The organism is Stieleria mannarensis (assembly GCF_014154935.1).
GTDB classification, from domain to species: domain Bacteria; phylum Planctomycetota; class Planctomycetia; order Pirellulales; family Pirellulaceae; genus Stieleria; species Stieleria mannarensis.
In genome coordinates this window covers 63,705-87,942 of sequence record NZ_JACEHH010000004.1, presented here as the reverse complement: position 1 = coordinate 87,942, position 24,238 = coordinate 63,705, and the positions used below count along the sequence as shown (strand labels likewise).

The window sequence follows — 24,238 nt, the reverse complement described above, 5'->3', positions numbered from 1 at the left end:
AGGCAAATGAGTCAAATCGATCAAGTTCACGCTCGGCAAGGCAACCGTTTGACGCGCCGTGCATGGATGACAGCCACCGCGGCCGCCGCTGCGACGTGCATGACACACAAACCTGTCACCGCACAGTCCAACGCCGCACAGTCCAACGCCGCACAGTCCAACGCCGCACAGTCCAACGCCGCACAGTCCGTTGCCGGTAAAGGGTACATCGATGCGCACGTGCATGTGTGGACGCCGGATACGAAATCGTACCCGCTGGATGATCGCTACGACGTCTCGGCAATGCAGCCGCCCAGTTTTACCCCCGAACAATTGTGGCGACTGGCCGAGCCATCGGGTGTCAGCCGAATCGTGTTGATTCAAATGAGTTTTTACGGATTTGACAATTCGTACATGCTGGACGTGATCGAAAAAGCCCCGGGGCGGTTTTCCGGTGTGGCCGTGATCGATCCGAACGACCGCCCGGCGGAGACCATGAAAGCATTGAAAGCCAAAGGCGTACGGGGATTCCGCATCGTGTCGGGCAAACGCGATCCGGACCGTTGGTTGTCCGGGGACGGGATGAAAAAAATGTGGGCCTGTGCGGCCGACGAATCCCTGGCAATCTGCCCGCTGATCAACCCGGAATACCTTCCGTCGGTCAACAAGATGTGCCGGCAGTTTCCCCAGACGCCTGTCGTGATCGATCACTTCGCCAGGATCGGGATCGATGGCACGATTTCCCAGCGAGATCTGGACGCGCTGTGCCGTCTAGCCGAACACAAACAAACGTATGTCAAAACGTCCGCGTTTTATGCACTCGGAAAAAAAGCGGCGCCGTACACCGACCTGGGCCCGATGATTCACCGATTGGCTCATGCGTTCGGAAGCGATCGGTTGATGTGGGCGACCGATTGCCCCTACCAGGTTCAAGGCGGGCACACCTATCACGACTCGATCGATTTGATTCGGTACAAGTTGGACTTTTTGACCGACCGTGATCGCAGTTGGATGCTGCGAAAGACCGCCGAGAAGGTGTTCTTCGGGGCGATCGGCCGGTAGCGGAAGCCGCCAAGGCTTTCGGTCCCCTGGTGCGGTGTTGCCACACCAGTGCGAAACTCTTGGCGAGTTCCGCTACCCCGAACACCGAGCAGCCTCGTCCACTACAGCGTCTTTCGTAGCACGTCGATCAATCGCTCCACGGACGCTTGATCGTTGTATCCATGGATCGCAATTCGCAAACGTCCGGCGTGGCACATCACGTGAATGTTCTGTTGATGCAACGCGTCATAAATCCGCTGTGCGTCGGGGTGCATGAACGCCACGATTCCCGCCAAATGATCCGGGTGATCGGGCGTGATCAATTCCACGGGCAATCGTTTCAGTTCATCCAGGCACATCCGAACCAAGGGGCGGCAATGGGCGTCGATGGTTTCGACGCCGACCGACTGGATGTACCGCAAACCGGCCTCGACGGCATAGACGGCCGGATAGTTGGGCATGCCGACTGAAAAACTGGCGGCGCCCTGTTTGGCAACGGCATGCTCGAATCGATCAGCATCGAATGCGTTTTCCAAATGGAACCAACCGCCCGCCGGTGCCGTCAATCGCGCGGCACTCGATGACGGCACGCCCACCAACCCGCCGCCGTGTGAAGCCAGGATCCATTTGTGGGTCGAACTGACGATCAGATCAACGTCGCGCAAATCGAGCGGGATGCGGCCGAGTGCTTGGGTGACGTCGACCGAGATTAACGCGGGGCAGTGCCGCCGGACCGTGCCGACCATTTCTGGCAGATTGACTTTGTGCCCGTTAAAAAAACTGACCAATGAAGTCGTGACCAGGCGCGTCCGAGGGCCCAACAATGGAATCAAGTCTTCGATGCGGAGCGACCACTCGCGGGCCCGCCAGACCTTGACCGTCGCCGGACATTGCTCATGCAACCACGGCGTCGCACCGGCCGGAAAGTCCAGGTCGTTGATCACGACCTCGTCGCCTTCACGCAGCCCCAGTGCCAACGCGGCCAAGTTGTACGCCTCGGACGAACACGAACACAAACTGACTTCGTCGGCAGTCAATCCGTACGACCGGGCGATGTGTTGTTTGGCACTGTCCCAAACTTTGGCGTGCAACTCGCGTCCGTCCATGCCCAACAGTTTGTCTTGACCATATCGATGAAGTGCATCGAGCACGGCGGTCGGGGTAATCCCTTCGGCGGCCGTGTTGAAGTAGTCCTTGCCCGAGAGAGCTGGGAAATCGCGCTGTCGCGAGGATTCGTTCAGCATGGGGAAGTATCGCTGGTTAGAGAGGCTTTTGTCGCCGGTTGTTCGACGGCGTTTCGGTTGGACAACGGCCGTTCAGGTCGTCGAATCCCCTCGATCGACGGCCCGGAGGGGCCATCGTACGGGCGGAATCATGGCTGTCCTATTCGCCGGGATTGATTTTGCTGACGACAGTGTAACGAACGGCTACAATGAACGTCCCGCCCGCCTTCCCCCCTGTCATGCTGATTCGCCCCATGCATGTTCCCAGTCTGTTTCTGGACACCCCCCAGCGTCTACTTGGTTGCCTGACGGCGTTTGCGTTTACGATCGCAGCGTCGGCCGGACTCGCCCAGGAAGCGTCGCCACAAGCGATCGCGTTTTTTGAAAAGGAAGTCCGTCCGGTGTTGGTCGAACATTGTTACGACTGTCATTCGGCCGAAGGCAGCGTCCGGGGAGGCCTGCGGCTGGACACTCGCGCGGGACTGGCCGAAGGCGGCGACTCCGGACCGGCGATCGTGGCCGGGGATGCCGACGCGAGTTTGATGATCCAGGCGATTCGGTATCAGAACCGTGACCTGCAGATGCCGCCCCGGAATCCGCTGCCCGAGCGCGCCATCAAGGTGTTGGAGAAATGGGTCACCGAGGGCGCGGCCGATCCGCGAGTGCCCGCCAGCTCGGATCCCGATTCGCCAGAGCTTCCCGCCGACCACAGTCCATCGGGCATGAGCATCGACCAGGGGCGACAGTTTTGGGCATTCCGTCCGGTGAGAGATCCCGCGATTCCGCAGGTCGACGATTCGCAGTGGACGGAAAACCCGATCGACGCGTTTGTCCTGGCGCGGCTCCAGGAAAACGGCCTGTCACCGGCACCACCGGCGGACAAGGTCACGCTGATTCGCCGGATCACACAGGACCTGATCGGATTACCGCCGACACCCGACCAGATCGAAGCCTTCGTCGCCGACCAGTCGCCGTCGGCTTATGACAAATTGATCGAACGCCTGCTGAATTCACCGCACTATGGAGTCCGCTGGGGAAGGCATTGGTTGGACGTGGCACGCTACGCCGATTCCAACGGGCTGGACGAAAACTTGGGTTACGGCCAAGCCTGGCGCTACCGTGATTATGTCGTCGATGCCTTCAACAACGACAAACCGTACGACCGATTTCTGATCGAACAAATTGCCGGCGACTTGCTGCCCGAAGCAAACCGTGAAACCAAAACCGCCACCGGGTTCCTGGCACTGGGGGCCAAGGTGTTGGCCGAACCCGATCGACAAAAGCTGGAAATGGACATCATCGATGAACAGCTCGACACGCTCGGCAAAGCCTTTCTGGGAATGACTTTCGGATGCGTGCGGTGCCACGATCACAAGTTCGATCCGATCATGCAATCCGATTACTACGCCTTGGCCGCGATCTTCAAAAGCACCAAGACGCTGGGCGATTCCAATACCGGTGCGATCAAACACTGGTACGAACATTCGTTTTCCTCGGAGGAGGAAGCGGCGCGGCTGAAGGAGATCGATGCGCAGATCGCAGCCAAAAAGAAAGCGGCGGCGAGTTTCAAAAACGCGGCGATCGCAAAGATCCGCCAAGCGGCACGCGAAAACGCAGCCGACTACCTGGCCGCCGCAGCCCGCTTCGACGTCGCCATGCCGCTGACGACCGTCGCCGAAATCGCCAAGCCACTTTCGCTGCACCCCCGAATCCTGCACCACTGCCGGATGCACTTGGATTTTCACCGCGATGATCCGCTGTGGGTCACCTGGCACCAACTCGCCGACGCAGGAGACGTCGATGCGATCCGGCGACACTACGGCGATTTGTTTGCGCGCGCCGAGCAGGCGTTCGCCGCGGCAAAGAAGCAAAACCCGAAAGCGACCACGCTGGATGATCCGACGCTCCAAGCGGCCCGGGCGGCCTTGCTGGACAACGCCGGCTTTTTGGCCGTTCCCGCCAAGGAATCCTTTGCCTTCGATCCCGAAACGCTGGCGGAGTACTACCGGTTGATGGACGAGGCACGGGCCTTTGAAAGCGTCGCGGCCGACGAAACCGCCGCGATGGGGGTCAGCGAAGGCGACGTGGTCGAGCGATTGCCGATTCATATTCGAGGCAGCTACAAGAACCTGGGGGAACCGGTCGCGCGTGAGTTCCCCAAAGTGATGCGACACTCCACCGTGCGCCCCGTCTTTCCCAGCGGGCAGAGCGGTCGGTTGCAATTGGCGCGTTGGATGGCCGACACCCGGCACCCGCTGACCGCCCGTGTGATCGTCAATCGGATTTGGGGATGGCACTTCGGTGAGGCGTTGGTGCGGACGACCGAAAACTTTGGACGGCTGGGTGATCGGCCGTCGCATCCGGACCTGCTGGACTGGCTGGCCAGACGATTCATGGCCGGCGGATGGTCGATCAAGGACCTGCACCGAATGATCCTGCGGTCAAACACCTACCGTCTCGCGTCATTGCATCCCGACGAACAACGCTATGCGACGATCGACCCGGAAAACCGCTTGCTTTGGAAAGCGAACTTGCGGCGTTTGGAAGCCGAACAGATCCGCGATTCCATCCTGGCGGTCTCGGGGCGTTTGAACCGCGAGATCGGCGGCAAGACCCTGCCGCTGCGGAACCGACAATTCGTCTTCAATCACACCTCCGAAGACCACACGAAATACGACAGCGTGCGACGCGCGTTGTACCTGCCGGTGATTCGAAACAACTTGTACGCGTTCTTCACGCAATTCGATTACCCCGACCCGACGATGCCCACCGGTTCGCGCAACGCGACCGTGATCGCACCCCAAAACTTGCTGTTGATGAACGATAGCCTGGTGATGGAATCGGCCGATGCGTTGGCCGGGTCGGTGCTGGCGCAATCCAAAGATGATATCGATCGCGTCGCCGAGGCCTATCGACGCGCGGTGGGACGCGAACCGTCGCCGCATGAAATTGAACGTGCGATTCGGTTTGTTTCACAGTTGACCGACGGTGGCGACGCGGTAGACGATCGGCAGCAGCAGGCTTGGTCGCTGTTCTGCCAAAGTCTGATGGCCAGCAACGAATTTATTTATGTTCGATAAGTGGGATAGGCTTCCAGCCTGTCGTTGCCGCGTTGACAGGCTGGAAGCCTATCCCACTTCAGAATCCCACACGGGTTCTCCGCCCGATTTCAAAGGCATCCTCCATGCAGTCCCGACGACAACTTCTGCGAACCTCGGCGATCGGATTCGGCCACTTGGCGTTTTCCGCCATGCTGGGCCAGGAAGCCATGGCGACGGACAATCCGCTGGCGCCCAAAGGCCCCCATTTTCCGGCACGGGCCAAACGGATCGTGTTCCTGTTCATGAAAGGCGGCCCGTCACACGTCGACACGTTCGACCCCAAGCCGCAATTGGATCGAGACCACGGCAAGGCGCCGCCGTTCGATTTGCCCGACGTGACGTTTGCCAAGCAAGGCAACTTGCTGAAGTCGCCGTGGAAGTTCAAGCAGTACGGCCAGAGCGGATTGCCGGTCAGCGAGTTGTTCCCCAACGTCGCCCGCCATGTCGATGACCTGTGCGTGCTGCGATCGGTGCATGGAACCAATCCCGCGCACGGCGGCGCACTGTTAAAGATTCACACCGGAAGCGATCAATTTGTCCGGCCCAGCATGGGGTCTTGGTTGGTTTACGGACTGGGAACCGAAAATGAGAACCTGCCGGCGTTTGTGACGATCTGCCCGACGCTGGCCCACGGCGGAGTCAACAACTGGGGAGCCGCGTTTTTGCCGGCACACTGCCAGGGAACGCCGATCGGCAACGCCAGTCTGCCGGCGACCGCGGCCAAGGTCAAACACATTCGCAACGATCGGATCGATCCCGAGTCACAACGTCGGCAACTGGATCTGATCGCGTCGATGAACCGCACGCACCTGGAGCTGGCCGGTCGCGACCAGGCGCTTGAGGGGCGATTGAATTCGTTCGAACTGGCGTATCGCATGCAGACCGCGATGCCCGAGATCCAGGACCTTGCGTCGGAGTCTGCCGCGACGCAGCGTCTGTATGGGATCGATGATCCGGTCACGGAAGATTTCGGTCGACAGTGTTTGATGGCGCGGCGGTTTCTGGAACAAGGCGTCCGGTTCGTCCAGGTCACGCACAGCGACAGCGTCGTCCAGTGGGACCAGCACTCGGGGCTGTACCAGGGCCACACCAAGAACGCGGCCGAAGTCGATCGTCCGATCGCGGGTTTCCTGCAGGATTTAAAGGCACGGGGGCTGCTCGACGACACGCTGGTTTTATGGGGCGGTGAATTCGGACGCACGCCGACGGCCCAGGGCAGCAACGGTCGCGATCACAACCCGCACGGGTTCACGATGTGGATGGCCGGCGGCGGAGTGAAGGGAGGTTTCGCCTATGGTGCGACCGACGACTACGGTTACTACGCCGTGGAAAACAAGATGCACGTTCACGACCTGCACGCGACCATCCTGCACCTGATGGGGCTGGACCACGAGCGTTTGACCTACCGCTACGCAGGGCGTGACTTTCGATTGACCGACGTCGAAGGCGTCGTGGCGAAAGAGATTTTCGCTTAACCGGAGAAACGCGGATTTTTGACCACGAAAAACACGAAGCACACGAAATCCGGTGGAGCGTGCGGTAGAGAAACGCCCAGAGGATACGACGCCTAACCTAGCGGGTAGCGGGCTTTAGCCGCCCGGGGTCCCTGCTTTGCAGCGAGGGGGAATCGCCTGAAGGCTAGACACCAACGGTTGCTGATTCCACTTGGTATCCAACGCCGCTCAGAACAACCCCGACCAGACCACCGCCGCGAAGACGATTGCGATCAGGCAGCAGAACCACGACGCCAGTAAACGCCAAAAAAATCGGGAGTCTTGATAGGCCCCCTTGGGGACTTCGAAGATTAACAAGAACAGCACGTAAAAGGTCAGCAACGGCGGCAGAACTAAGATTCCGCTGACCGCACCACGAAAAATGCGTGCCACCAGCTCGACGTCGCGCGAATCTTGCTCCGCTCCCTCCAGTTCCGCTCGCCGGCCGCCATGGTCGTTGACAGGCACGACCGGCGCGTAGGGATTGGAACTGGGCGGTTTTCGCGGCGGCTGATCGGCAATGACGATCGGGCCGGACTCTCGGATGACCGGCGATTCCAACTCCAGTAAGGGGCGTGAAGGATCCGACTCGTCCCGCGGCTTTCCGCAGCTCCAGCAAAGATCGAACAACGGTTCATTGCGTTCGTCACAGCGGCTGCACTGCCATGCCGTTCGCTCGTAGCGTTCGATCTGGTCCTCTTCCAAAATCTCTTTCGCCCGCTGGAAGTCCTCCGGCGCCACCTCCAGGCGTACCCGCACGACCGCAGAACCGATGTGGCTGAGCATCGTTGCGACTTCGCCTCCATTGACGACCGCCAGAATCCCGGCGGCGTCCAACCGCGTGCGGAGAATCTCCGCTTCAACGGCATTGCTGAAGATCTGCAACGTTCGCAAGGACGATCTCCTTAAGGGGACGGGGGTGAATGGCATGGGCTTAGTGAGCCGACGGCGCTAGCCGCGGGCCTTGGATTGCCCTTCGAGACTTGTAAGGCCCGAGGCTAGCGTCTACGGCTCAGCGTATTGGCTGAAACCCGTGCCATTCGGGACGGGGGTCCCTTTCAGATCTTCCAACAGTTCGGCGTCCGTCTTGCTTTCCAGGCTGGATGTTGCGGCGTTCAAGGTTCTTTCCATCCTTACTTCAAAGTTTTGAACAACTGGTTCGCATCTGCCTTTTGCAGCGCATCGACGTCAGGCCAAAGCCCGGGAATCAGCCGGCTTCTGAAAATACCAGTCTCGTGTCGGATTGCGATGAATGTGGAACCGTCGTGATGCTACCATTGGACATGCCCCTCGATCTTCTCATAGATCAAGTACTCGCCGACGCCGACGCCGGCACGCTCGTAGACGTCTTTTTTCTCGCCAAAATAGAACCGTTTAAACACCAACGGGTTGTCTGTTTTTCATCGGAATCTGGCTTGCCCGACCCGCGTCGTCGCAACGTTGCGGGGCACTGGTTCAGCTCTCCTGAGCCTAGCAGATTTCGTCGCAAAATTCTGCCAGTGGCAATGGGAAGTCAAAGGGCGTTGCGAACTTAGCAACCGCCGGTGTTTAGCCTTGAGGCGATTCCCGGTCGCTGCGTGGCAGCGAGTGGCGACCGCCCGGAAGGGCCGTAGTACAGCTAAACTACCCCCGTCCCCTTTTTCGCGGCCGTCCCCTTTTTGCGGCCGGGGAGAGCAGGTCTTCGATCTGCCGGGTGACCGCGGCGGGATGGTGGTCCGAATCGATCCGTTGCTGTGCTGCAAGGCATTGCGCAGCGGCTTGATCGGGGTTGGCTGCGAACCGCAAGATCGCTTGGGCGAGCGACGAGGGATTGCCGGGTTCGGCCCAGAAGGCGGTGGGCGCGTCGCCCTCAAGTTCGATCGTTCCGCCGGCACGCGTGGCGATCACCGGCGTGAGGAGCGCCATCGCTTCCAAGACCACGTTCGGCATGCCTTCGAAACGGGACGGCAACACCAACGCGTCGGCCGCGTTGATCTCCGCGGCCGCACTGGCCAGGCTGCCGACAAATTGAATCCGGCCGGCCAAGCCGAGTGACTCGGCGCGCGTCTGTAGGCCGCCGCGCAACGGCCCGTCGCCGATCATCCGCAGCGTCCAATCCGAACGCGTCTCGGGCCACTTTGGTTGCAGCATCGCCAGCGCATCGATCAAATCCGCATGCCCTTTCTCTTCGGTCATCCGGCCGACACAAACCAACACGGCTTGATCGGATGATCGAAGCGGTGGTGTGCCGGCAGCCTTGCGCAGGCTCATCGCGTCGACCGGGTTTTTGATGACGACAACACTGCCCTTGGGCAGACCGTAGTACGATTCGGCCGACTCGGCGGCTTGTCGGCTGACGGCGACGACGACGTCGGAGTTGCGGTACGCCGCCGCCAGCCGGCGACGTTTGAGCGTGACGAAACGTTTTTCGACCAGCGGCAGCGCCAAGTGCGGCGGGCTGACGATCGTGGAAATCCTGCGGATTCCCGCCGCCGCTTTACCGGCTATCAACGTCATGTGAAAGGTGCGGTCGTAAACAACGTCAATTCGGTTGTCGCGAATCACACTGCGCAGAAACTCGGTCTGCCGGCGAAGTTGTCGGCCGGGAATGTAGACGCCGCCGGAATCCTGGCAGGTGTCGAACGAATGGATCGGAACGTCCGAAGGGACCTGATCCAGGAATTCGCCGGCCCTTTCGGTCAAATAAAGATGTGGTTCGAATCGTGATCGGTCCAAAGTTTGCGAAAGCAACAACACCTGCCGTTCGCTGCCGCCGCCGCGCATCGAGCTGACCATCAACAAGACTCGTTTGCGCGGATCTGGCATGCGGTGACAATCCAAAAGAGAAGATCGGGCGTGGCAGACAGTTGAACGAATGCCCCCGGCAATGACAAGCAAGATGCTTGTTTCACGTTTATCGTTTCACTTCGATCCAGACCAGGCGATGGTCGGAGGCCTTGATCCACGTGCTCTGTGGATCACTGTCGTCGGGCCAGAACACGCCGCTGTCAACGACGTCGAGGTCGCGACTTGGAAGAACGTAGTCGACCCGCATCCGTCCGTTGCGTCCGAAATCGGCGGTCTTGCTTTGATGGACGTCTCGGGTGCGGGGATGGTTCAACAATCGGATGATCGCTTCACGGCGACCGCTGCCGTCGATCGGGTCGGCGTTCAAATCGCCGATCACGACGAAACTGGCGTCGGCATCAAGGGGACCGGCGCGGCCGTCATCGTCGACGAGCCATGTGCGGGCCGTGTCGTCGGCGTCCAGATAGTGATTCCAAAACTGGATTTCGTCGTGGTTTCGGGCGCCATTGCGGTCTTCGGGGCCGTCGAACACCGGTGGAGTCGGGTGGCTGGCGAGGACGTGGATGACTCGATCGCCGACCTGAATCGGCACGTCGATATGATTCTTGCTGCTCAGACGCAGCTTGGCCCAAGTCGCATCTTCGTAATAGGGCTGGCCGGTCGCTGGGATCCGCGGCCTGATCGCGCCCGGCAGATTCATCCAGAGCAGGTTTTGAAACGTGCGTATCGATTTCGTGTCGATCGGATAGCGGCTGTAGACGGTCATGGCGTACTGGCCGGGATAGATTCCATAGCCCCAGGCGTCGCTACCGGACCCCAGTTTTCCGTCGTTGTTCAAATCCAAGGCTGAGTCGATTCCGGTATTGCTGGGCGCACTAAACCAATGTGGATATTCGATCGGCCAAAGTTTTTCATCGCCTGTCACCGAGTCCTGCGGGACGGCGAAGTAGTTTTCGGCCAGCAACTTGGCCGGTGCCGAATCGGGCTGGTAATCGAGTTCGTTGACCAGCAGGATGTCCGGGCGAACCGTTTGCACGATGCTCGCGATCCGTTTGGCCTGCAGATCCTCGCGGCCGGAGAGGCGATCGCGGATTTGACCTTGCTGTTTTCCGTACAGCGAGACATTGAACGTCGCGATCCGAAGGGTGTTCCGCATGGTTTTCTGGGCAGTCGCATTGGTGACCAGGAGGAATACGATCAGCAGCGCGAGGGTCATTCGAATCAACGACGTCTTTTTATACATTGGGTTTCCGTGTCGAAGTTTGTCTGCCGCCAAGCAACGTCAATCGCAGTCCGCCGCAGCCCAGAGTTCGGGTTCGTGAGGTAGCGAAAGCCGCCAAGGCTTTCGGTCTCCCGGCGCGGCGTCGCCGCGCCAGTGCGAAATCCTTGGCGAGTTCCGCTACCCGAAAACCAAGCAACCGCCAACTCTTGGTTTGGCATGCAGGGGCAGCGCGGATTCGGGGAATCTGCTGTTCGTCGATGCTGGCCCGGTAGCCTACCCTGGACTTTCCCTTACGCTAAGTCAGCTGACTTGTTTTCCGTCACGTTTAACCAGAACCGATGATTGAGATTCATAATTGCCCCACGATTGAGGTGCATCAATACCTGGGCGCCCGACCGACGCCCGATGGCTCGACGACCTTTTGTGTTTGGGCACCACTCGCCGACCAAGTCCTCGTTGACGTGGTCGACGGACCGCAAGCGATCAAAATGGAAAAGGACGATGCCGGGTATCATCGTGCGACGATCGCGGGTGTTGGGGCAGGGGCTCGGTACTATTATCGTGTCGATGGCGGGCCGCCACGCCCCGATCCGGCATCGAGGTATCAGCCGCAAGGGGTGCACGGACCAAGCGAAGTGGTGGATCGGCAATTCGAATGGACCGACCAGCGTTATCGCCCGCCCGGCCGAGACGAGTTGATCGTTTACGAGTTGCATCTGGGAGCGTTTACCGCCGAGGGCACGTTTGCCGCAGCGATCGATCGGATCGGCGAACTCGTTGAACTGGGAATCACCGCGATCGAGTTGATGCCGGTTGCCGCATCGGCCGGCCGATGGAACTGGGGCTATGACGGCGTCGCCCTGTTCGCACCGGCCGACGCCTACGGCCCCCCCGACGACTTCCGCCGATTTGTCGATGCCGCCCACGCCGCCGGTTTGGCCGTGTTCTTGGACGTCGTCTACAACCACTTGGGCCCCGAGGGGAACTACCTGCCCGAATTCGGCCCCTACCTGTCGTCCAAGCACCGGACCGTTTGGGGAGATGCACCGAATTTCGATTGTCCCCTTCACGGTGATGCGGTTCGGCGTTTCTTTGCCGCCAACGCGATTTACTGGTTGGATGAGTTTCATCTCGATGGCCTGCGTGTCGACGCGATTCACTGCATGGCCGATGACCGCGAGCCCCACGTGGTCGCCGAGATCAGCGATGAAGTCGCGGCCTGGGCGCGTGAGAACCAACGCCAAGTGATGCTGATCGCCGAATCCAATGTTTACGACCCCGAAATGACATTGCCGCGGACAAGTGGAGGGATCGGGTTTGATGCGATGTGGTGCGATGATTTTTTGCACAGCACGTTTTCCGTCCTGCGGCCCGGCGAACAACTCTCCCATCGCACGTACCATCCCAAGACAGACTTGGACCACACCTTGCGTCACGGATACGTCTATGAAGGGACGCTGCGACAGGAACGCCGCCGAAGCACACCGGATCGGCGTGTCGATTCCAGCGGTTTGGTGTATTCGATCCAGAACCACGACTTTATCGGCAACCATCCGCTGGGCGTCCGCTTGCATCAATTGACATCGCCCGACGCCCATCGGGCTGCCGCGGCGCTGATGATATTGGTCCCGGCGATCCCGATGCTGTTTATGGGCGAAGAGTTCGCGTGCGAACATCCGTTCCGGTTCTTCGTCGATTTTTCCGACCAGCATCTGCGCGACGCGGTCGTCCAAGGCCGTCGTCGAGAGTACCCGCAACACGATTGGGATGGTGGCATTCTGCCGACCGACCCGGCGGCGTTCACATCGGCAAAGATCGGGACCCAAGCTGACGGCGACGCAGTGACATTGCGGTGGTACCGTGAACTGATCCGGCTGCGTAAACAGACGCGTGCAAGCGGCTTGCTGGTCGACGCCAACTTGGCCGTCCGGTCGGACCTAGAGAACAATTTGTACGTGTTGCGATACGCCGACGAAAACGAACAGCTGACGGTTGCTGTTCGCCTTTCGCCACAAACCGAACCGGACGATGTGGTTGAAATCGACGTCGAAGGTGATTTGGCCATGGACTCGCACGGCGTCGAAGGTCAACGTGCCAGTGAGCAGAGTGCCGACGGGTTGCGATCCAATCATGCCCGCGTCTATCGGCGATCGCTTCGGTAAGCCGCGAAGGGCAGAAGTCGGCCGCGATGGGACGCCACGGCCGGAGGCCTTGGGGGACCGCCCGGAACGGCCGTGCTACGGTGGGCAGTTCTACGGCGGTGTGTCATTACTCGCGTAGCGCGGCCAGATAGCCATGCATTCCGCTGATGATGGCGCCCGAGTCGGATCCGTAGGCGAGCAGACGGAATCCTTGTTCTTTGTGCCGATTGACCAGGCCGTCTTTGGTCAGGATTCCCGCCGATTTGCCCTGACGTTCGCAGCACTCGACGACGTGTTGGAACGCTTGTTCGACTTCCGGATGGCTGAATTCACCGGGATGTCCCAGGTTGACCGACAGGTCCAGCGGGCCGACGAACAACACGTCCACGCCGTCGACCGCAGCGATCTCCTCGGCCGCCGCGACGGCCTCCGGTGTTTCGATTTGAACGATGACCAGACTGTTCTCGTTCGCCTCTTCGAAGTACGGCTTCCAGTTCCGCCCATAGTCGGTTGCTCGGATCACACCGGCCACGCCACGACTGCCCTGCGGTGGGTACTTCATGCAACGAACCGCGTTGCGAGCCTCATCGACCGAACTGACGTAAGGAAACATCACCCCTGCGGCGCCACTGTCCATCACAAACTTGACCGTGTCCGGGTCGACCGAACGGAGACGCACGATGGCAGCGGCATTGCCGCCGCGACAGGCCAACAGCATCGACCGCAGATCGGCCAAGGAACCCGAGCCGTGCTCCAGGTCAATCAACAGCCAATCAAAGCCCACGCCGGCGGCGATTTCGACAGCCGTCGCCGACCCCAAATTCAAAAAGGTGCCCGCGACGACTTCGTGTCGCAATCGTTGCTTGTCGATCCACTGCATCGTCACGCGATTTTCCTTGGCGAAATGGTTGCTCGGCGAAATAAATTGCGCTGCTGCTCGGTTGCATCATACTGCAATCGCGATCCTTGCGTTTGGCAACATTCCTCATTGCCACGACGGATGATCTCATTCAGCCCTGCTGCGAACCGGGCTAGAATATGCTCCTGCGAAACCGGGATTCCGCCTTTGGCAGCGGAATTGTCCGCAGCTGAAAACATTGATCCACCTCTTGCCTCGCCAGTTTCTCGCCCCCCCGCCACCGACGCAACGGCCGTACCCGAATTTCATGAAGCATTCGCACCTCGCCGGACTGCTGCTGATCCCGATCGCCCTGGCATTTTTTCCGTGCGAACTCGCGCAGGCGGAATCCGATGCGGTCGCGCCGATCTTCAACCGTGCTCCACTGGTGAAAAAACCCTATGCGGAACTGCCGCTCGGGGCGATCGAGCCGATGAAGGACAAGTGTGTTGGCATTCTTGCCACGAAACTCAACACGCCCGAGCCGAAGCGTCTGAGTGCCAGTGAAAAGGGGAGGTTGAAAGGGAAGCCTAACTTTGTTTTCTTCATCACCGACGACATCAGCCCACGGGATCTGGGAATCTACGGCAACGACTTCGTCCACACACCCAACTTGGACGCGTTGGCAAAACGCGCGTTGGTGTTTGACAACGCGTTCCTGACGACCAGTTCGTGTTCGCCGAGTCGGTGTTCGATTATCACCGGCCGGTATCCCCACAACACCGGCGCGCCCGAATTGCACAATCCGCTTCCGCCGGATCAACCGACGTTTGTGAACTCGCTGCGCAAGGCGGGCTATCACACGATTCTGTCGGGCAAGAATCACATGGGGCCGAATACGCATCGGCTCGGGTTCGAGGTCCGCTCCGACAGCAAACCGGCCGGGGCTGAACAGTGGGTGGACCATCTCCGCGACCGGCCGCAGGATCGCCCTTTTTTCGCCTGGTTCGCCTCGCACGATGCCCATCACCCGTTCACCCCCAACGACAAAGCCCCCACGTACGATCCGGCAGCGATCCGCGTGCCGCCGATGATGGCCGATGGTCCGTTGACGCGTCAGGAGTTGGCAAATTATTACCACGAAGTCTCTCGGACGGATCACTATGTCGGTGAATTGTTCGAGGAACTGAAGCGTCAGGGGATCGCCGAAAACACCTACTTCATCTATTTCGGATGCGTGCTTTACTTGAGCGATGGAAAGCGGAAACCGGCGACAGTGTTCCCCGTGATCCGACACCCGATCGCCAACCGCTCCACGAAGGCCGCGACGTCGCAACCGAACGCGGCGAGCTGCCTGGCGCGGTCAATCAGGCCACGTCCATCCATCGTTCGGGGCCGGTGCGCGTGAGACAACAACAACATCAGAATTCCCACAAATAGGATCAATCATGATGCGAACTGTATTTCCCGTTTGTCGTTGGCTCGCACAGTGCATTTTGCTACTGGCGGTCGCTGCGTGTGCCGTCGGCATGGAAAAGTCATGCCAGGCCGCGGAGACACCGCCGAACATCGTCTTGGTCTTCATCGACGACATGGGCTGGGGCGATTTCTCGTGCTTTGGCAATCAGGATGCGGTGACGCCGAACATCGACCGACTGGCTGCCGAAGGGATTCGATTCGAGCAGTTCTACGTCAACTCGCCGATTTGCTCTCCCTCGCGGGTGGCGATTTCAACCGGGCAATATCCCCAGCGCTGGCGGATCACGTCGTACTTGAACAACCGCAACAGCAACGAAGAACGCGGCATGGCCCAGTGGTTAGATCCCCAAGCACCGATGTTGGCACGGTCGTTGCATCAGGCCGGCTATGCGACCGGGCATTTCGGAAAATGGCACATGGGCGGCCAGCGTGATGTCAACGATGCGCCCCCGATCACCGACTATGGATTTGACGCGTCGCTGACCAATTTTGAAGGCATGGGGCCGAAGCTGCTGCCGTTGACGCTAAAGCCCGGCGACAAAGAACCGGGGCGGATTTGGGATCGTGCCGAAAACCTCGGCGAAGGGTATCGATGGATGCTCCGTTCGGAGATCACGTCGGGCTTCGTCGATGCGGCGGTTTCCTTTATCGACCAGGCCACCGCAGCCGACAAACCGTTCTACATCAACGTTTGGCCCGATGACGTGCACGCGCCGTTCTGGCCGCCGGTCGAGACTTGGGGTGACGGATCCATGCGTCGGCTCTACCTATCGGTGCTCGAAGCCATGGACAAACAATTCGCAGCGTTGTTCGACCGAATTCGAAATGACCCGGCGTTGCGTGACAACACATTGATTTTAATTTGTTCGGACAACGGACCTCAGCCGGGCGCGGGGGAAGCGGGGCCGTTTCGAGGTTACAAGACCCATTTGTACGAAGGCGGAGTGCGATCGCCGTTGGTTGCCTGGGGGCCAAAGATTCTCCACAAGCAAAACCATGTGGACACGACCTCGGTGTTTGCGGCGATCGATCTTGTCCCGACCGTGTTGGCCTTGACCGGCACGCCACAGCCGGAAGGCGTCACGTTTGACGGCGAGGCACTCGTCGACACGCTGCTCGGTGAAGGTGGCTCACGCGAAGCGCCGATTTTCTTTCGTCGGCCGCCGGATCGCGATGCGTTCTACGGCGAAGACGATCTTCCAGACCTGGCCGTTCGGTCGGGCAAGTGGAAACTGCTCTGTGAGTACGACGGATCGGATCCACAGCTGTACAACCTTGAAACCGATCGTGCAGAGAAAAACAACGTCGCGTCCCAACACCCCGAAACGGTGGCCGAGTTAACACGCGCATTGATCCATTGGCATCAATCCCTCCCGGCCGACAAGGGAGCCACGTACCGGACGAAACCGAAACGCAAGAAAAAGTGACGTGAGACGGCAGGGGCGCGCGACGACCGGAAGAATCAATGGTGGCGTCAAGAAGTGGCGTGTTCCTCAGCAAGGTTGCGGGGAGCGTTTCAGCCTTGCGTCACGGACCGCCGATGCGTGTTACAACACGATCACGCAGTCCGGTAGTTGTTTTTGCAACTGCTCGCCGAGCTCTTGCTTGAGCCCACCTCGGTAGGCCGGCTCGGCTTCGTTGTAGATCACGATCTGCAGCGTGTCGTTCAATGCAGACATGTCCCAGTCCGCGTCCTGCAGTGATTCACAGCCCGTTAATGTTAGGGTGCGAAGAGAATCCGCATGTAGTGGCAACTCCTGGAACAAGCGTTTGACATCGAATTGGTAGCAGTCTGTCAGTGAAAGATGTTGCAACTGTGCGAACGAGGAATAATCGAGGTCAGAGCACAGCAATTGCGGACAAAAGCGGACGTCCAACCTTTTCAGTGAATCCGGCAGTCGACCGCCCAATGATCGCAGCGACTCACATTTCGCGATTCGCACTTCGGCCAGCTTGCCAAGCGTGTCGAGCTGCCATGATTCGCCGGTTAACTGTTCGCAGTCCTCCAGCCGTAACGATTCGAGCGACGCCGGCAGGTGTTGGAGCAGGTTGTTGCCCAGCTTGGGCAACTCTCGCAGGTCCAAGTCGTTGAGCTTCGGTAGACGGTCCAGCTGCCAATGGCGACCCGTCAAATCACGTTGCTCAGCCAGTTTTAATGATTCTAAACCTTTCAGCTGCTCCGAGATCTGGTGAATCAATTCATCGTTCAGGTAAAAACACTTGCTCAAGTCGAGCGTCCGCAATCGGTCGCGACAGGCAAAGTCCCAACCCTCTCCCGTCATCGCTTCTGAATCGTCGCCATACCCTCGTCCTCCGTGCAGCCAAGTCAGGCAGAGCGTCTCCAGACGGTCGAGTCGCGATAATAACGCCGCGACGGTGCTGTTAGGCATATCGCAATGATGCAATGCCAGAGATGTGAGTTGGTTCGGCAACGATTCGATCAGTTCCGCTTCCAACGAACCGCCATCGAATGTGAACGACGTTAGTTGAGTGAGGTGTGCAAAGCTCACGTCCGTGTTTGCGGTGTCTGGCTTGGTTTTCGAAAAACTTGCCAAGCGGATCGATTCGAGTGATCCGGGTAGACCAGCAAGCACGGTCTGGGTCGCGCCGTAACTGGCAACGTCGAGCGCCCGCAACTTCTTGAATTGCGATAAGTTCACGGACGATAATGCTTCAGGTGAAACGCCTCGAAGTGTCAATGAATGCAGGTTCGCCGCCGATGAGAGTCCTTGGAAGCTCAGTTGTGAATTCCTGTTGGGCACCACGATCGAGAGTTCCTGAAGCCTATAGGATTCCGAAAAATCGAAATGGGCCGTCAACGAGTCGCGCCAGATTCTCAAGCTGAATGATTCGAGCAGTGGAGTGGAGGGGAAGATGGCCTCAAGTTTTTCCGGCGAGATGCCTTCACAGCCATACAGTTCCAACTCACGAACCGCCGAGAGCTTGTTCGGCATCCATCCGTCGCCGGTCAATTGGTCACCCGATAGGCTCAGCGATTGCAAACTCGGCAATTCATTTAACAGGCTCTCGACCAATGCGTCCTGGGTGTAGTCTCCCAAATGCACGGTCCGCAGATTTGGCAGGTCGGCAAACGGCCAGTCGGTTCCGATGATGCTGCCTTGATCGCGAAAGTGTGCCCTCACACGCAGCTCTTCCAGCTTCGGTGTCCAGGCAAGGAGTTGTGCCCATGATTGGTCGATCGTCTTCGTCCACGCCACGTCGAGCTCGCCGTTGCTGGTTTCGGTCCGGCGGCCGCCGAGACAGCTGGTCAGCGTCAGCTTTCGCAAGTTGGACGAGGTCGAAATCTCGACGTCGACGGGTTCGTTGACGACGATGCAGGAGAGTACCGCCAGTTCTTGCAGGTTCTCTGATTGGACCGCGACGGCGAGGTCACTGATTTTGAGAGTCCATTGATGAAGCCGGAGTGATTCGATGTTTGGGCAGGCGCGGATGATTTTCGGTAACAAAGTCAGCTGGTCCGCGACCGACAATCGACCGGGACGACGCAACTGCGGATGGGGCTTCAGTGTCAGCTTGCGGAGATCGCGATCATTGACTTCCGCAACAAACGCGTCCAGGTTTTGGGAGGAAAGGAACGTGGCTTCGAAAAATCCGTCCGCGTGCTTGGTCAGGAATCCTTGCGCAGCCGGTTTCGCAGAAGCCGTCGGATGGGTTGGACGCTCGATCGCGTCGGCCTGCGTCCCGGGCGCCGGCAACTCACGTCGGCAGCCGCCGGCAACGGCAATCAGCAGAGACACGGTAGGTGCAATGAGCCAGGTGCTAGGACGAAGATGCTGCCAACGCATCGTGAACCTTTTGGGGTGGTTGAGAAGATCAATCAGACTCCATTCATTCTAAGGGGCGGGGGTGTCGCTACGTGCAATCCGCTCATCTCGGGCACTGATTTAGTGGATAGCACAGATCGCGTTGGGTGTGTGCCGCTTTTCGTCAATCTTGCGCAACCGCCCCGAAGGGGCTGCCATCGTTAGCTCGGGGCAAAAGCCCCGTGAACACTCTGGGATGGTGGAAGTGATTAAACTGGGGCATCGCCGCATGCGGGTGGTCGTGAAAGCTCGCGTTACGATCGACGGGGCAGTTCCATCACGCTTGAAAGAGATCAACATGTCCGAAAAGGGAGCGTCAGAACATCGGGAGGGATTATCCCCGATCCCGACACAGGGTTCCCTTGAATTCGCCGCATTCCAGAGTCGATTGCAGCGCGGCGAGGCCGATGCGGTGCGGAAGCTGTTTGACGACTATTCGCGTCGGCTGATCTACCTGGCGGGCAAAAACATCCACCCCGCGTTGCTCAAGCGATTCGACGGCGAAGATATTGTCCAGTCGGTCTTTCGCACGTTTTTTCGCCGTCACGAAGCTGGTGGTTTCCAGATCCAGCACTCGCAACAATTGTGGCAACTGCTGGCCACGCTGACACTTCGCAAAACACGTTCGCACGCCCGCAAGCACACCGCCGATCAGCGCGATGCCCAGGCGGAACGAGCGATCAGCGACGACATGAATATGCTCTCCCACCAGCCGTCGGCCGAAGACGCCCTGGCACTTTGGGAGGAGATCGATTTGGTGATCGAAGGGCTGCCGCCCAAAACTGGCGAAATCATCGCGATGCGTCTCGAAGGACGAAGCAAAAGCGAGATCGCGGGACAATTGGGGGTTTCGCGACAGACCATCCACCGCATCCTGCATCTGGTTCAAGAGCGTCTGGAGCGGCGATTCTCTTTGTTTTCGGGCGAAACCGCGGCAGGATCTGAAAAAAATTCCGATTCGATGTGACAGTCCCCGGGCCAATCGCGATGTTGCCTGTTGGGCGAGCGATCTTCGAAATCCGCTCACCCCACGAACCTCCTTCCAACCCGAACGATCAGAATGCCCGATCAACGACTCGCGCTGCTGGCAGTCGACCAGCGGAACACGCTCGAATCGCTGTTGATGGCCTTCGATCTGGAGTGGTCAGCCGACGCACTCGTCGCCTACTGCGATCGGTTGAGATCCGAATCGACGAGCCCGTACCGAGAGATCGCGATTTCTGAACTGGTCAAAATCGACCTGCACCGCAGTTGGTCTGTCGGGCGAACACCACTGCTAGAGGATTACGTGCGTCAAATCTCGACCCTGGGAACGACCGAGACGGTTTCGGCCGAGCTGATCGTGGCGGAATACGAGGCACGACGGTCGGCGGGATCGAACGTGGATTTGGCAAGTTATGAGTCACGTTTTCCGAATCAATTCGCCCGAGTTCGGCGTCTGGTGAGCGAGCTTGTCGATTCCCGGCTGACGCCGCACGCCGACCATGGTCCGTCAGCACAACCCGCCCAGGCCTCGATCGACACCAGCCGCATCGAGCAAGTCCGGGACACCGCGGTGGGAACGGCAAATCGTCAAAACGTCGGCGACCTGCCGTCAGAATTCGGCCGCTATCGGATCATCCGCGAATTGGGGGCCGGCGCGATGGGCAAGGTCTACCTGGCTCACGACAACCAACTCGATCGCCAAGTCGCCTTGAAGACACCCGGCTTCGCTTGCGACGACGACGAATCGCTGGTCACGCGTTTCTACCGCGAGGCCCGGGCGGCGGCGAAACTGCATCACCGCAACCTCTGCCCGGTCTATGACGTCGGCGAGATCGACGGACGTCATTTCATCTCGATGGCGTTCGTCAAAGGCCGCTCGATGAGACAGCTGATCCGGCCCGACAAGCTGCCGCCGCAACGGACATCCGCCATTCTGATTCACCGCCTGGCAATCGCCCTGGCCGAGGCACACCGGCACAACGTGATCCACCGCGATTTGAAACCCGCCAACATCATGATCGACCACAAGAAGGAACCGGTCGTGATGGATTTCGGACTCGCGCGACAGACCGATGTGGAAAGTCGCGTGACGCAAAGCGGGATGGCGGTCGGCACGCCGGCCTACATGTCACCCGAACAGATCCGAGGAGAACTGGACGAAGTGGGCGCGGCCGCCGACATCTACGCCCTCGGTGTGATTTTGTATGAACTACTCACCGGGCAACTTCCGTTTCGCGGACCGATCGCCAAGGTCGTCTACGGCGTTGTCCATGAAACCCCAGCGACCCCGTCTTCGATACGGCCGGAAATCGATCCGCAACTCGAATCGATTTGCACCAAGATGATGGCGAAACACACGAGTGACCGCTATCGATCGATGGACGCCGTCGCGTCGGACGTGAAGAATTACCTGAAAGGCAACAGCAAACCCAAACCACCGCGAAACACAAACCCCAAAGAGTCGGCAACAGCGTCTGGGGCGGAGGTGGCCAGCGGAATCACGGAAACGGGGGCACTGAACGCGTTCTTTGCCGCTCAAGCGACCCAAGACCCGACGAACACCGTCGTCGAATCCTTGCCGACGCAAACGCCCGAATTGGTCGTCCGCCCTCAACCGCGTGCGGCTTCACGACGTGGTCGCGGTGGCAGACGCGGAAAGTGGATTGCGACCGGACTCGGCGGCGTCCTGTTTCTTGCCGGCGTCATCATCTACTTCGCCGACGGCAGCAAGCTCAAGATCGAAGACGGTACCGCCGCGGTCATCGAAACGAATCCCGACGGGACTCTCAAACGCGTCACGACTGCGCCGAATGCGGCAACGCCGACCGATGCCGGCAAACGGCAAAGGCCCCACAGCCCTGCAAACGCCTCTGCGGCGATTCAATCACCGCCAATCGGTGGCTCGGTAACAGTCGCAGCCGACGGAATCACCATCCGCACCGGTGGGGATGCCCGTCAGCTCGCGATATCGCCCGACGGCCAGAGGTTCGCGGTCACCGGAGTTGACTCACCAGGACGTTTCACGATTCATGAAACACAAACCGGTCGCCAGATCACGCAGTTTGATGACCCCGAACGACCGGGGCTCGATACCAGTCAGCTTTCGTATTCACCCGATGGGAAGTCACTGCTGTACTGCACCGGAAACCAAGTCCACGTGATCTCTGCGACCGATGGAGCGGCGGAAGCAAACTATGAATTCCCCGCGCCGGCCAAACTGGTCGTGTTTCCCAAGCGAACCTGGGCGCTGGCGTTGTACCGGATCGATTCGGTTCACCGCAAAGAACGCTCCGGAGTCCCGCAGCGGTTGAGGATCTGGGACTGGAAGTCCGGCGAGATATTTTATGACGAATTGGCGCCGGACCAAAATCACAATTTCCCGGCAATCTCGCCGGATGAACGATTCGTAACATTCGGATCGGAACACAATCATGTCCGTCGAACACTTGCTATCGATGGCAAACAGATTTCATTGACCACACCGACGCAATTTGAAAACACCAGCCGAATCCGCGGGCGACTGGTTTTTTCACCAGACGGAAAACTGGCCGCGTGCAGCTTGAAGAACGGCAATTGCATGGCCGTGATCCTGGACGTCTTCACCGGACGTGTCGTCACAAGACTTGATCCGGCCGCGGCACGGCAGCACAACGAAGGCCATCAGTACGGATGCAGCCTGGCCTTCACCCCCAACGGAAGGCGAATCGTGATGGCCGACCACAGCGGTCGAGCTGCAATTTGGGATGCCCGCAGCGGCGAACTCGTCCGCAAGCTCGATCAGTTTGAAAAATCGGGCAACCACTTTCCGCCCGGCGTCGCTGTCAGCCGCCACGGTCACGTTGTTCTCGGGGGCACGTCCCTGGACGGCCGGATCACGATCAAACATCTCTCTGCCAACGAACCAATCGACGATGGCTTCGTCAGTCTGTTCCCCGGCGACGATCTAAGCGGATGGAGTGGGATTCCCGGCCGCTGGACGATCCGCGACGGCGAACTCATCGCGTCAGAAACCAGCGGCAACTCTGCGTTGCGTTACAACACGGCTCTGTGCAGTGATCGTGAATACCAGAATTTTGATTTGCGAGTGGACGTTAGGGTTGAGGGCCATGGCGATCGGCCGGCCAACAGCGGCATCCAATTCCGCAGCCAATTGATCGACGCCAATGATTATGTCGTCGCGGGGCCACAAGCGGACATCGGAGACGGGTATTGGGGTGGCGTCTACGGCGAGAAAACATCCGGCCAAATGGGGACAGCCGACGCAGACCTGATCGCCCGCATCGTTCGTCGCGACGATTGGAATGCTTATCGGCTAACGGTTCGCGGGGACCACGTCGCCATCTCCATCAATGGTGTGGAAGTGATCAACGAGGACTTTCTCGGTCTGCCCAAGAGCGGCCTGATCGGCTTTCAACTCCACCACAACCGTGACATGACCGTGCGGTTTCGAAACGCCAGAATCAAGGAGTTTGCCAAGACGTCATCGTCACTTGATTCAGCATCCGACGTTGATGAGACTTCCGACTGGATCTCTCTGTTCAACGGAAGCGACCTGACAGGATGGAAACAACGGCTAAGAACTGGTGCCTGGTCGGTGAACTCAGGTTACATCTTCGCTCGTGCGTCGCGACGCGGTGAAAAGGTGGGCGGCTGGCTGGAATCAGAACGGCAGTTCAAAGATTTCGTACTGGAACTCGAATACTACCTTGAACGTGATGGAAACAGCGGTGTGTTTTTGCGGACCGGGCCGGCAAACAAACCCACGGGTTCGGATCAATTGGAAATCCAGTTGCTGGACGATCACAGTCCAAAATTGCGTGGAAAACTCCACGGCACCCAACTCACCGGTGCGATCTACGGGGTGGTCGAACCGCGTCCCCGAGCCAGCACGCCGATCAATCAGTGGAATCAAATCTCAATCCGTGCCGTCGGATCCGAGATCACCGTGCACGTCAACGGCGTCAAGGTCGTCGATGCGGATCTGGATGCCTGGAAACAGCAGATCAACGGCAAATTCCAATACACCCGTGGCGGCCCGATCGGACTACAGTGGTACGGCGATCGGGTCCGATTCCGCAACATTCGCGTCCGCGAACTTCATCAATAAGCTTACGGCTACCATCAA

The 24,238-nt window shown here is 59.2% G+C and carries 14 protein-coding genes; 8 read left to right on the top strand and 6 right to left on the bottom strand.

Annotation, left to right across the window (positions count from 1 at the left end; all coding sequences use genetic code 11):
* The first annotated feature begins 6 nt into the window (after positions 1–6).
* The gene (locus H1B37_RS03955) at positions 7–1,041 is read left to right on the top strand and encodes an amidohydrolase family protein (RefSeq protein ID WP_220498027.1); all 1,035 of its coding nucleotides are present in this window, start codon (positions 7–9) and stop codon (positions 1,039–1,041) included.
* Positions 1,042–1,142: 101 nt separating this feature from the next.
* Here the strand turns inward: H1B37_RS03955 and H1B37_RS03950 are convergent, their stop codons facing one another.
* The gene (locus tag H1B37_RS03950; RefSeq protein ID WP_182865320.1) at positions 1,143–2,264 is read right to left on the bottom strand and encodes an aminotransferase class V-fold PLP-dependent enzyme; all 1,122 of its coding nucleotides are present in this window, start codon (positions 2,262–2,264) and stop codon (positions 1,143–1,145) included.
* 188 nt (positions 2,265–2,452) lie between these two features.
* On the opposite strand from H1B37_RS03950, the gene H1B37_RS03945 reads away from it, so the two are divergent.
* Both H1B37_RS03945 and H1B37_RS03940 read left to right on the top strand, forming a co-directional pair.
* Positions 2,453–5,323, top strand: a complete 2,871-nt coding sequence (locus H1B37_RS03945; protein ID WP_220498026.1) for a PSD1 and planctomycete cytochrome C domain-containing protein — start codon at positions 2,453–2,455, stop codon at positions 5,321–5,323.
* A 104-nt stretch (positions 5,324–5,427) separates the two neighbouring features.
* Complete coding sequence (locus H1B37_RS03940) at positions 5,428–6,819, top strand: DUF1501 domain-containing protein (protein ID WP_182865318.1); 1,392 nt, start codon at positions 5,428–5,430, stop codon at positions 6,817–6,819.
* A gap of 207 nt (positions 6,820–7,026) precedes the next feature.
* On the opposite strand, the gene H1B37_RS03935 is transcribed toward H1B37_RS03940, so the two are convergent.
* From H1B37_RS03935 to H1B37_RS03925, 3 genes are all read right to left on the bottom strand, one after another.
* Positions 7,027–7,731: a putative signal transducing protein gene (locus H1B37_RS03935; RefSeq protein ID WP_182865317.1), complete on the bottom strand. Its 705-nt coding sequence runs from the start codon at positions 7,729–7,731 to the stop codon at positions 7,027–7,029.
* Between the two features lie 729 nt (positions 7,732–8,460).
* Complete coding sequence (locus H1B37_RS03930) at positions 8,461–9,642, bottom strand: glycosyltransferase (RefSeq protein ID WP_182865316.1); 1,182 nt, start codon at positions 9,640–9,642, stop codon at positions 8,461–8,463.
* Positions 9,643–9,730: 88 nt separating this feature from the next.
* Positions 9,731–10,867: an endonuclease/exonuclease/phosphatase family protein gene (locus tag H1B37_RS03925; RefSeq protein WP_286177388.1), complete on the bottom strand. Its 1,137-nt coding sequence runs from the start codon at positions 10,865–10,867 to the stop codon at positions 9,731–9,733.
* Between the two features lie 317 nt (positions 10,868–11,184).
* Between H1B37_RS03925 and treZ the strand changes: the two genes are divergently transcribed.
* Positions 11,185–13,008: a malto-oligosyltrehalose trehalohydrolase gene (gene treZ, locus H1B37_RS03920; protein ID WP_182865315.1), complete on the top strand. Its 1,824-nt coding sequence runs from the start codon at positions 11,185–11,187 to the stop codon at positions 13,006–13,008.
* A gap of 106 nt (positions 13,009–13,114) precedes the next feature.
* Here the strand turns inward: treZ and H1B37_RS03915 are convergent, their stop codons facing one another.
* Positions 13,115–13,867, bottom strand: a complete 753-nt coding sequence (locus H1B37_RS03915) for an HpcH/HpaI aldolase family protein (protein ID WP_286177402.1) — start codon at positions 13,865–13,867, stop codon at positions 13,115–13,117.
* A 286-nt stretch (positions 13,868–14,153) separates the two neighbouring features.
* On the opposite strand from H1B37_RS03915, the gene H1B37_RS03910 reads away from it, so the two are divergent.
* Together H1B37_RS03910 and H1B37_RS03905 are read left to right on the top strand one after the other, a co-directional pair.
* Entirely contained in the window at positions 14,154–15,233 is a 1,080-nt protein-coding gene (locus H1B37_RS03910) for a sulfatase-like hydrolase/transferase (protein ID WP_182865313.1), read from the top strand.
* A 121-nt stretch (positions 15,234–15,354) separates the two neighbouring features.
* Positions 15,355–16,731 (top strand): sulfatase-like hydrolase/transferase, encoded by a 1,377-nt coding sequence (locus H1B37_RS03905; RefSeq protein WP_286177401.1) that lies wholly within the window; start codon positions 15,355–15,357, stop codon positions 16,729–16,731.
* A gap of 120 nt (positions 16,732–16,851) precedes the next feature.
* Here H1B37_RS03905 and H1B37_RS03900 read toward each other — a convergent pair whose 3' ends face one another.
* A complete protein-coding gene (locus H1B37_RS03900; RefSeq protein ID WP_182865312.1) occupies positions 16,852–19,062 on the bottom strand; it encodes a hypothetical protein in 2,211 nt (736 codons plus the stop codon).
* A 262-nt stretch (positions 19,063–19,324) separates the two neighbouring features.
* Here H1B37_RS03900 and H1B37_RS03895 point away from each other — a divergent pair, with 262 nt between their 5' ends.
* Both H1B37_RS03895 and H1B37_RS03890 read left to right on the top strand, forming a co-directional pair.
* Positions 19,325–20,095, top strand: coding sequence for an RNA polymerase sigma factor (locus H1B37_RS03895; RefSeq protein ID WP_182865311.1), 771 nt, complete (start codon positions 19,325–19,327; stop codon positions 20,093–20,095).
* 93 nt (positions 20,096–20,188) lie between these two features.
* Positions 20,189–24,220: a 3-keto-alpha-glucoside-1,2-lyase-like domain-containing protein gene (locus H1B37_RS03890; RefSeq protein WP_182865310.1), complete on the top strand. Its 4,032-nt coding sequence runs from the start codon at positions 20,189–20,191 to the stop codon at positions 24,218–24,220.
* Positions 24,221–24,238 lie beyond the last annotated feature (18 nt).

Bases quoted from the DNA above. Each gene is read 5' to 3' on its own strand.
- H1B37_RS03950 (WP_182865320.1), bottom strand. From the start codon at position 2,264: ATGCTGAACGAATCCTCGCGACAGCGCGATTTCCCAGCTCTCTCGGGC.
- treZ (WP_182865315.1), top strand. From the start codon at position 11,185: ATGATTGAGATTCATAATTGCCCCACGATTGAGGTGCATCAATACCTG.
- H1B37_RS03895 (WP_182865311.1), top strand. From the start codon at position 19,325: ATGGTGGAAGTGATTAAACTGGGGCATCGCCGCATGCGGGTGGTCGTG.
- H1B37_RS03905 (WP_286177401.1), top strand. From the start codon at position 15,355: ATGGAAAAGTCATGCCAGGCCGCGGAGACACCGCCGAACATCGTCTTG.
- H1B37_RS03925 (WP_286177388.1), bottom strand. From the start codon at position 10,867: ATGTATAAAAAGACGTCGTTGATTCGAATGACCCTCGCGCTGCTGATC.
- H1B37_RS03915 (WP_286177402.1), bottom strand. From the start codon at position 13,867: ATGCAGTGGATCGACAAGCAACGATTGCGACACGAAGTCGTCGCGGGC.
- H1B37_RS03890 (WP_182865310.1), top strand. From the start codon at position 20,189: ATGCCCGATCAACGACTCGCGCTGCTGGCAGTCGACCAGCGGAACACG.
- H1B37_RS03945 (WP_220498026.1), top strand. From the start codon at position 2,453: ATGAACGTCCCGCCCGCCTTCCCCCCTGTCATGCTGATTCGCCCCATG.
- H1B37_RS03940 (WP_182865318.1), top strand. From the start codon at position 5,428: ATGCAGTCCCGACGACAACTTCTGCGAACCTCGGCGATCGGATTCGGC.
- H1B37_RS03955 (WP_220498027.1), top strand. From the start codon at position 7: ATGAGTCAAATCGATCAAGTTCACGCTCGGCAAGGCAACCGTTTGACG.
- H1B37_RS03910 (WP_182865313.1), top strand. From the start codon at position 14,154: ATGAAGCATTCGCACCTCGCCGGACTGCTGCTGATCCCGATCGCCCTG.
- H1B37_RS03930 (WP_182865316.1), bottom strand. From the start codon at position 9,642: ATGCCAGATCCGCGCAAACGAGTCTTGTTGATGGTCAGCTCGATGCGC.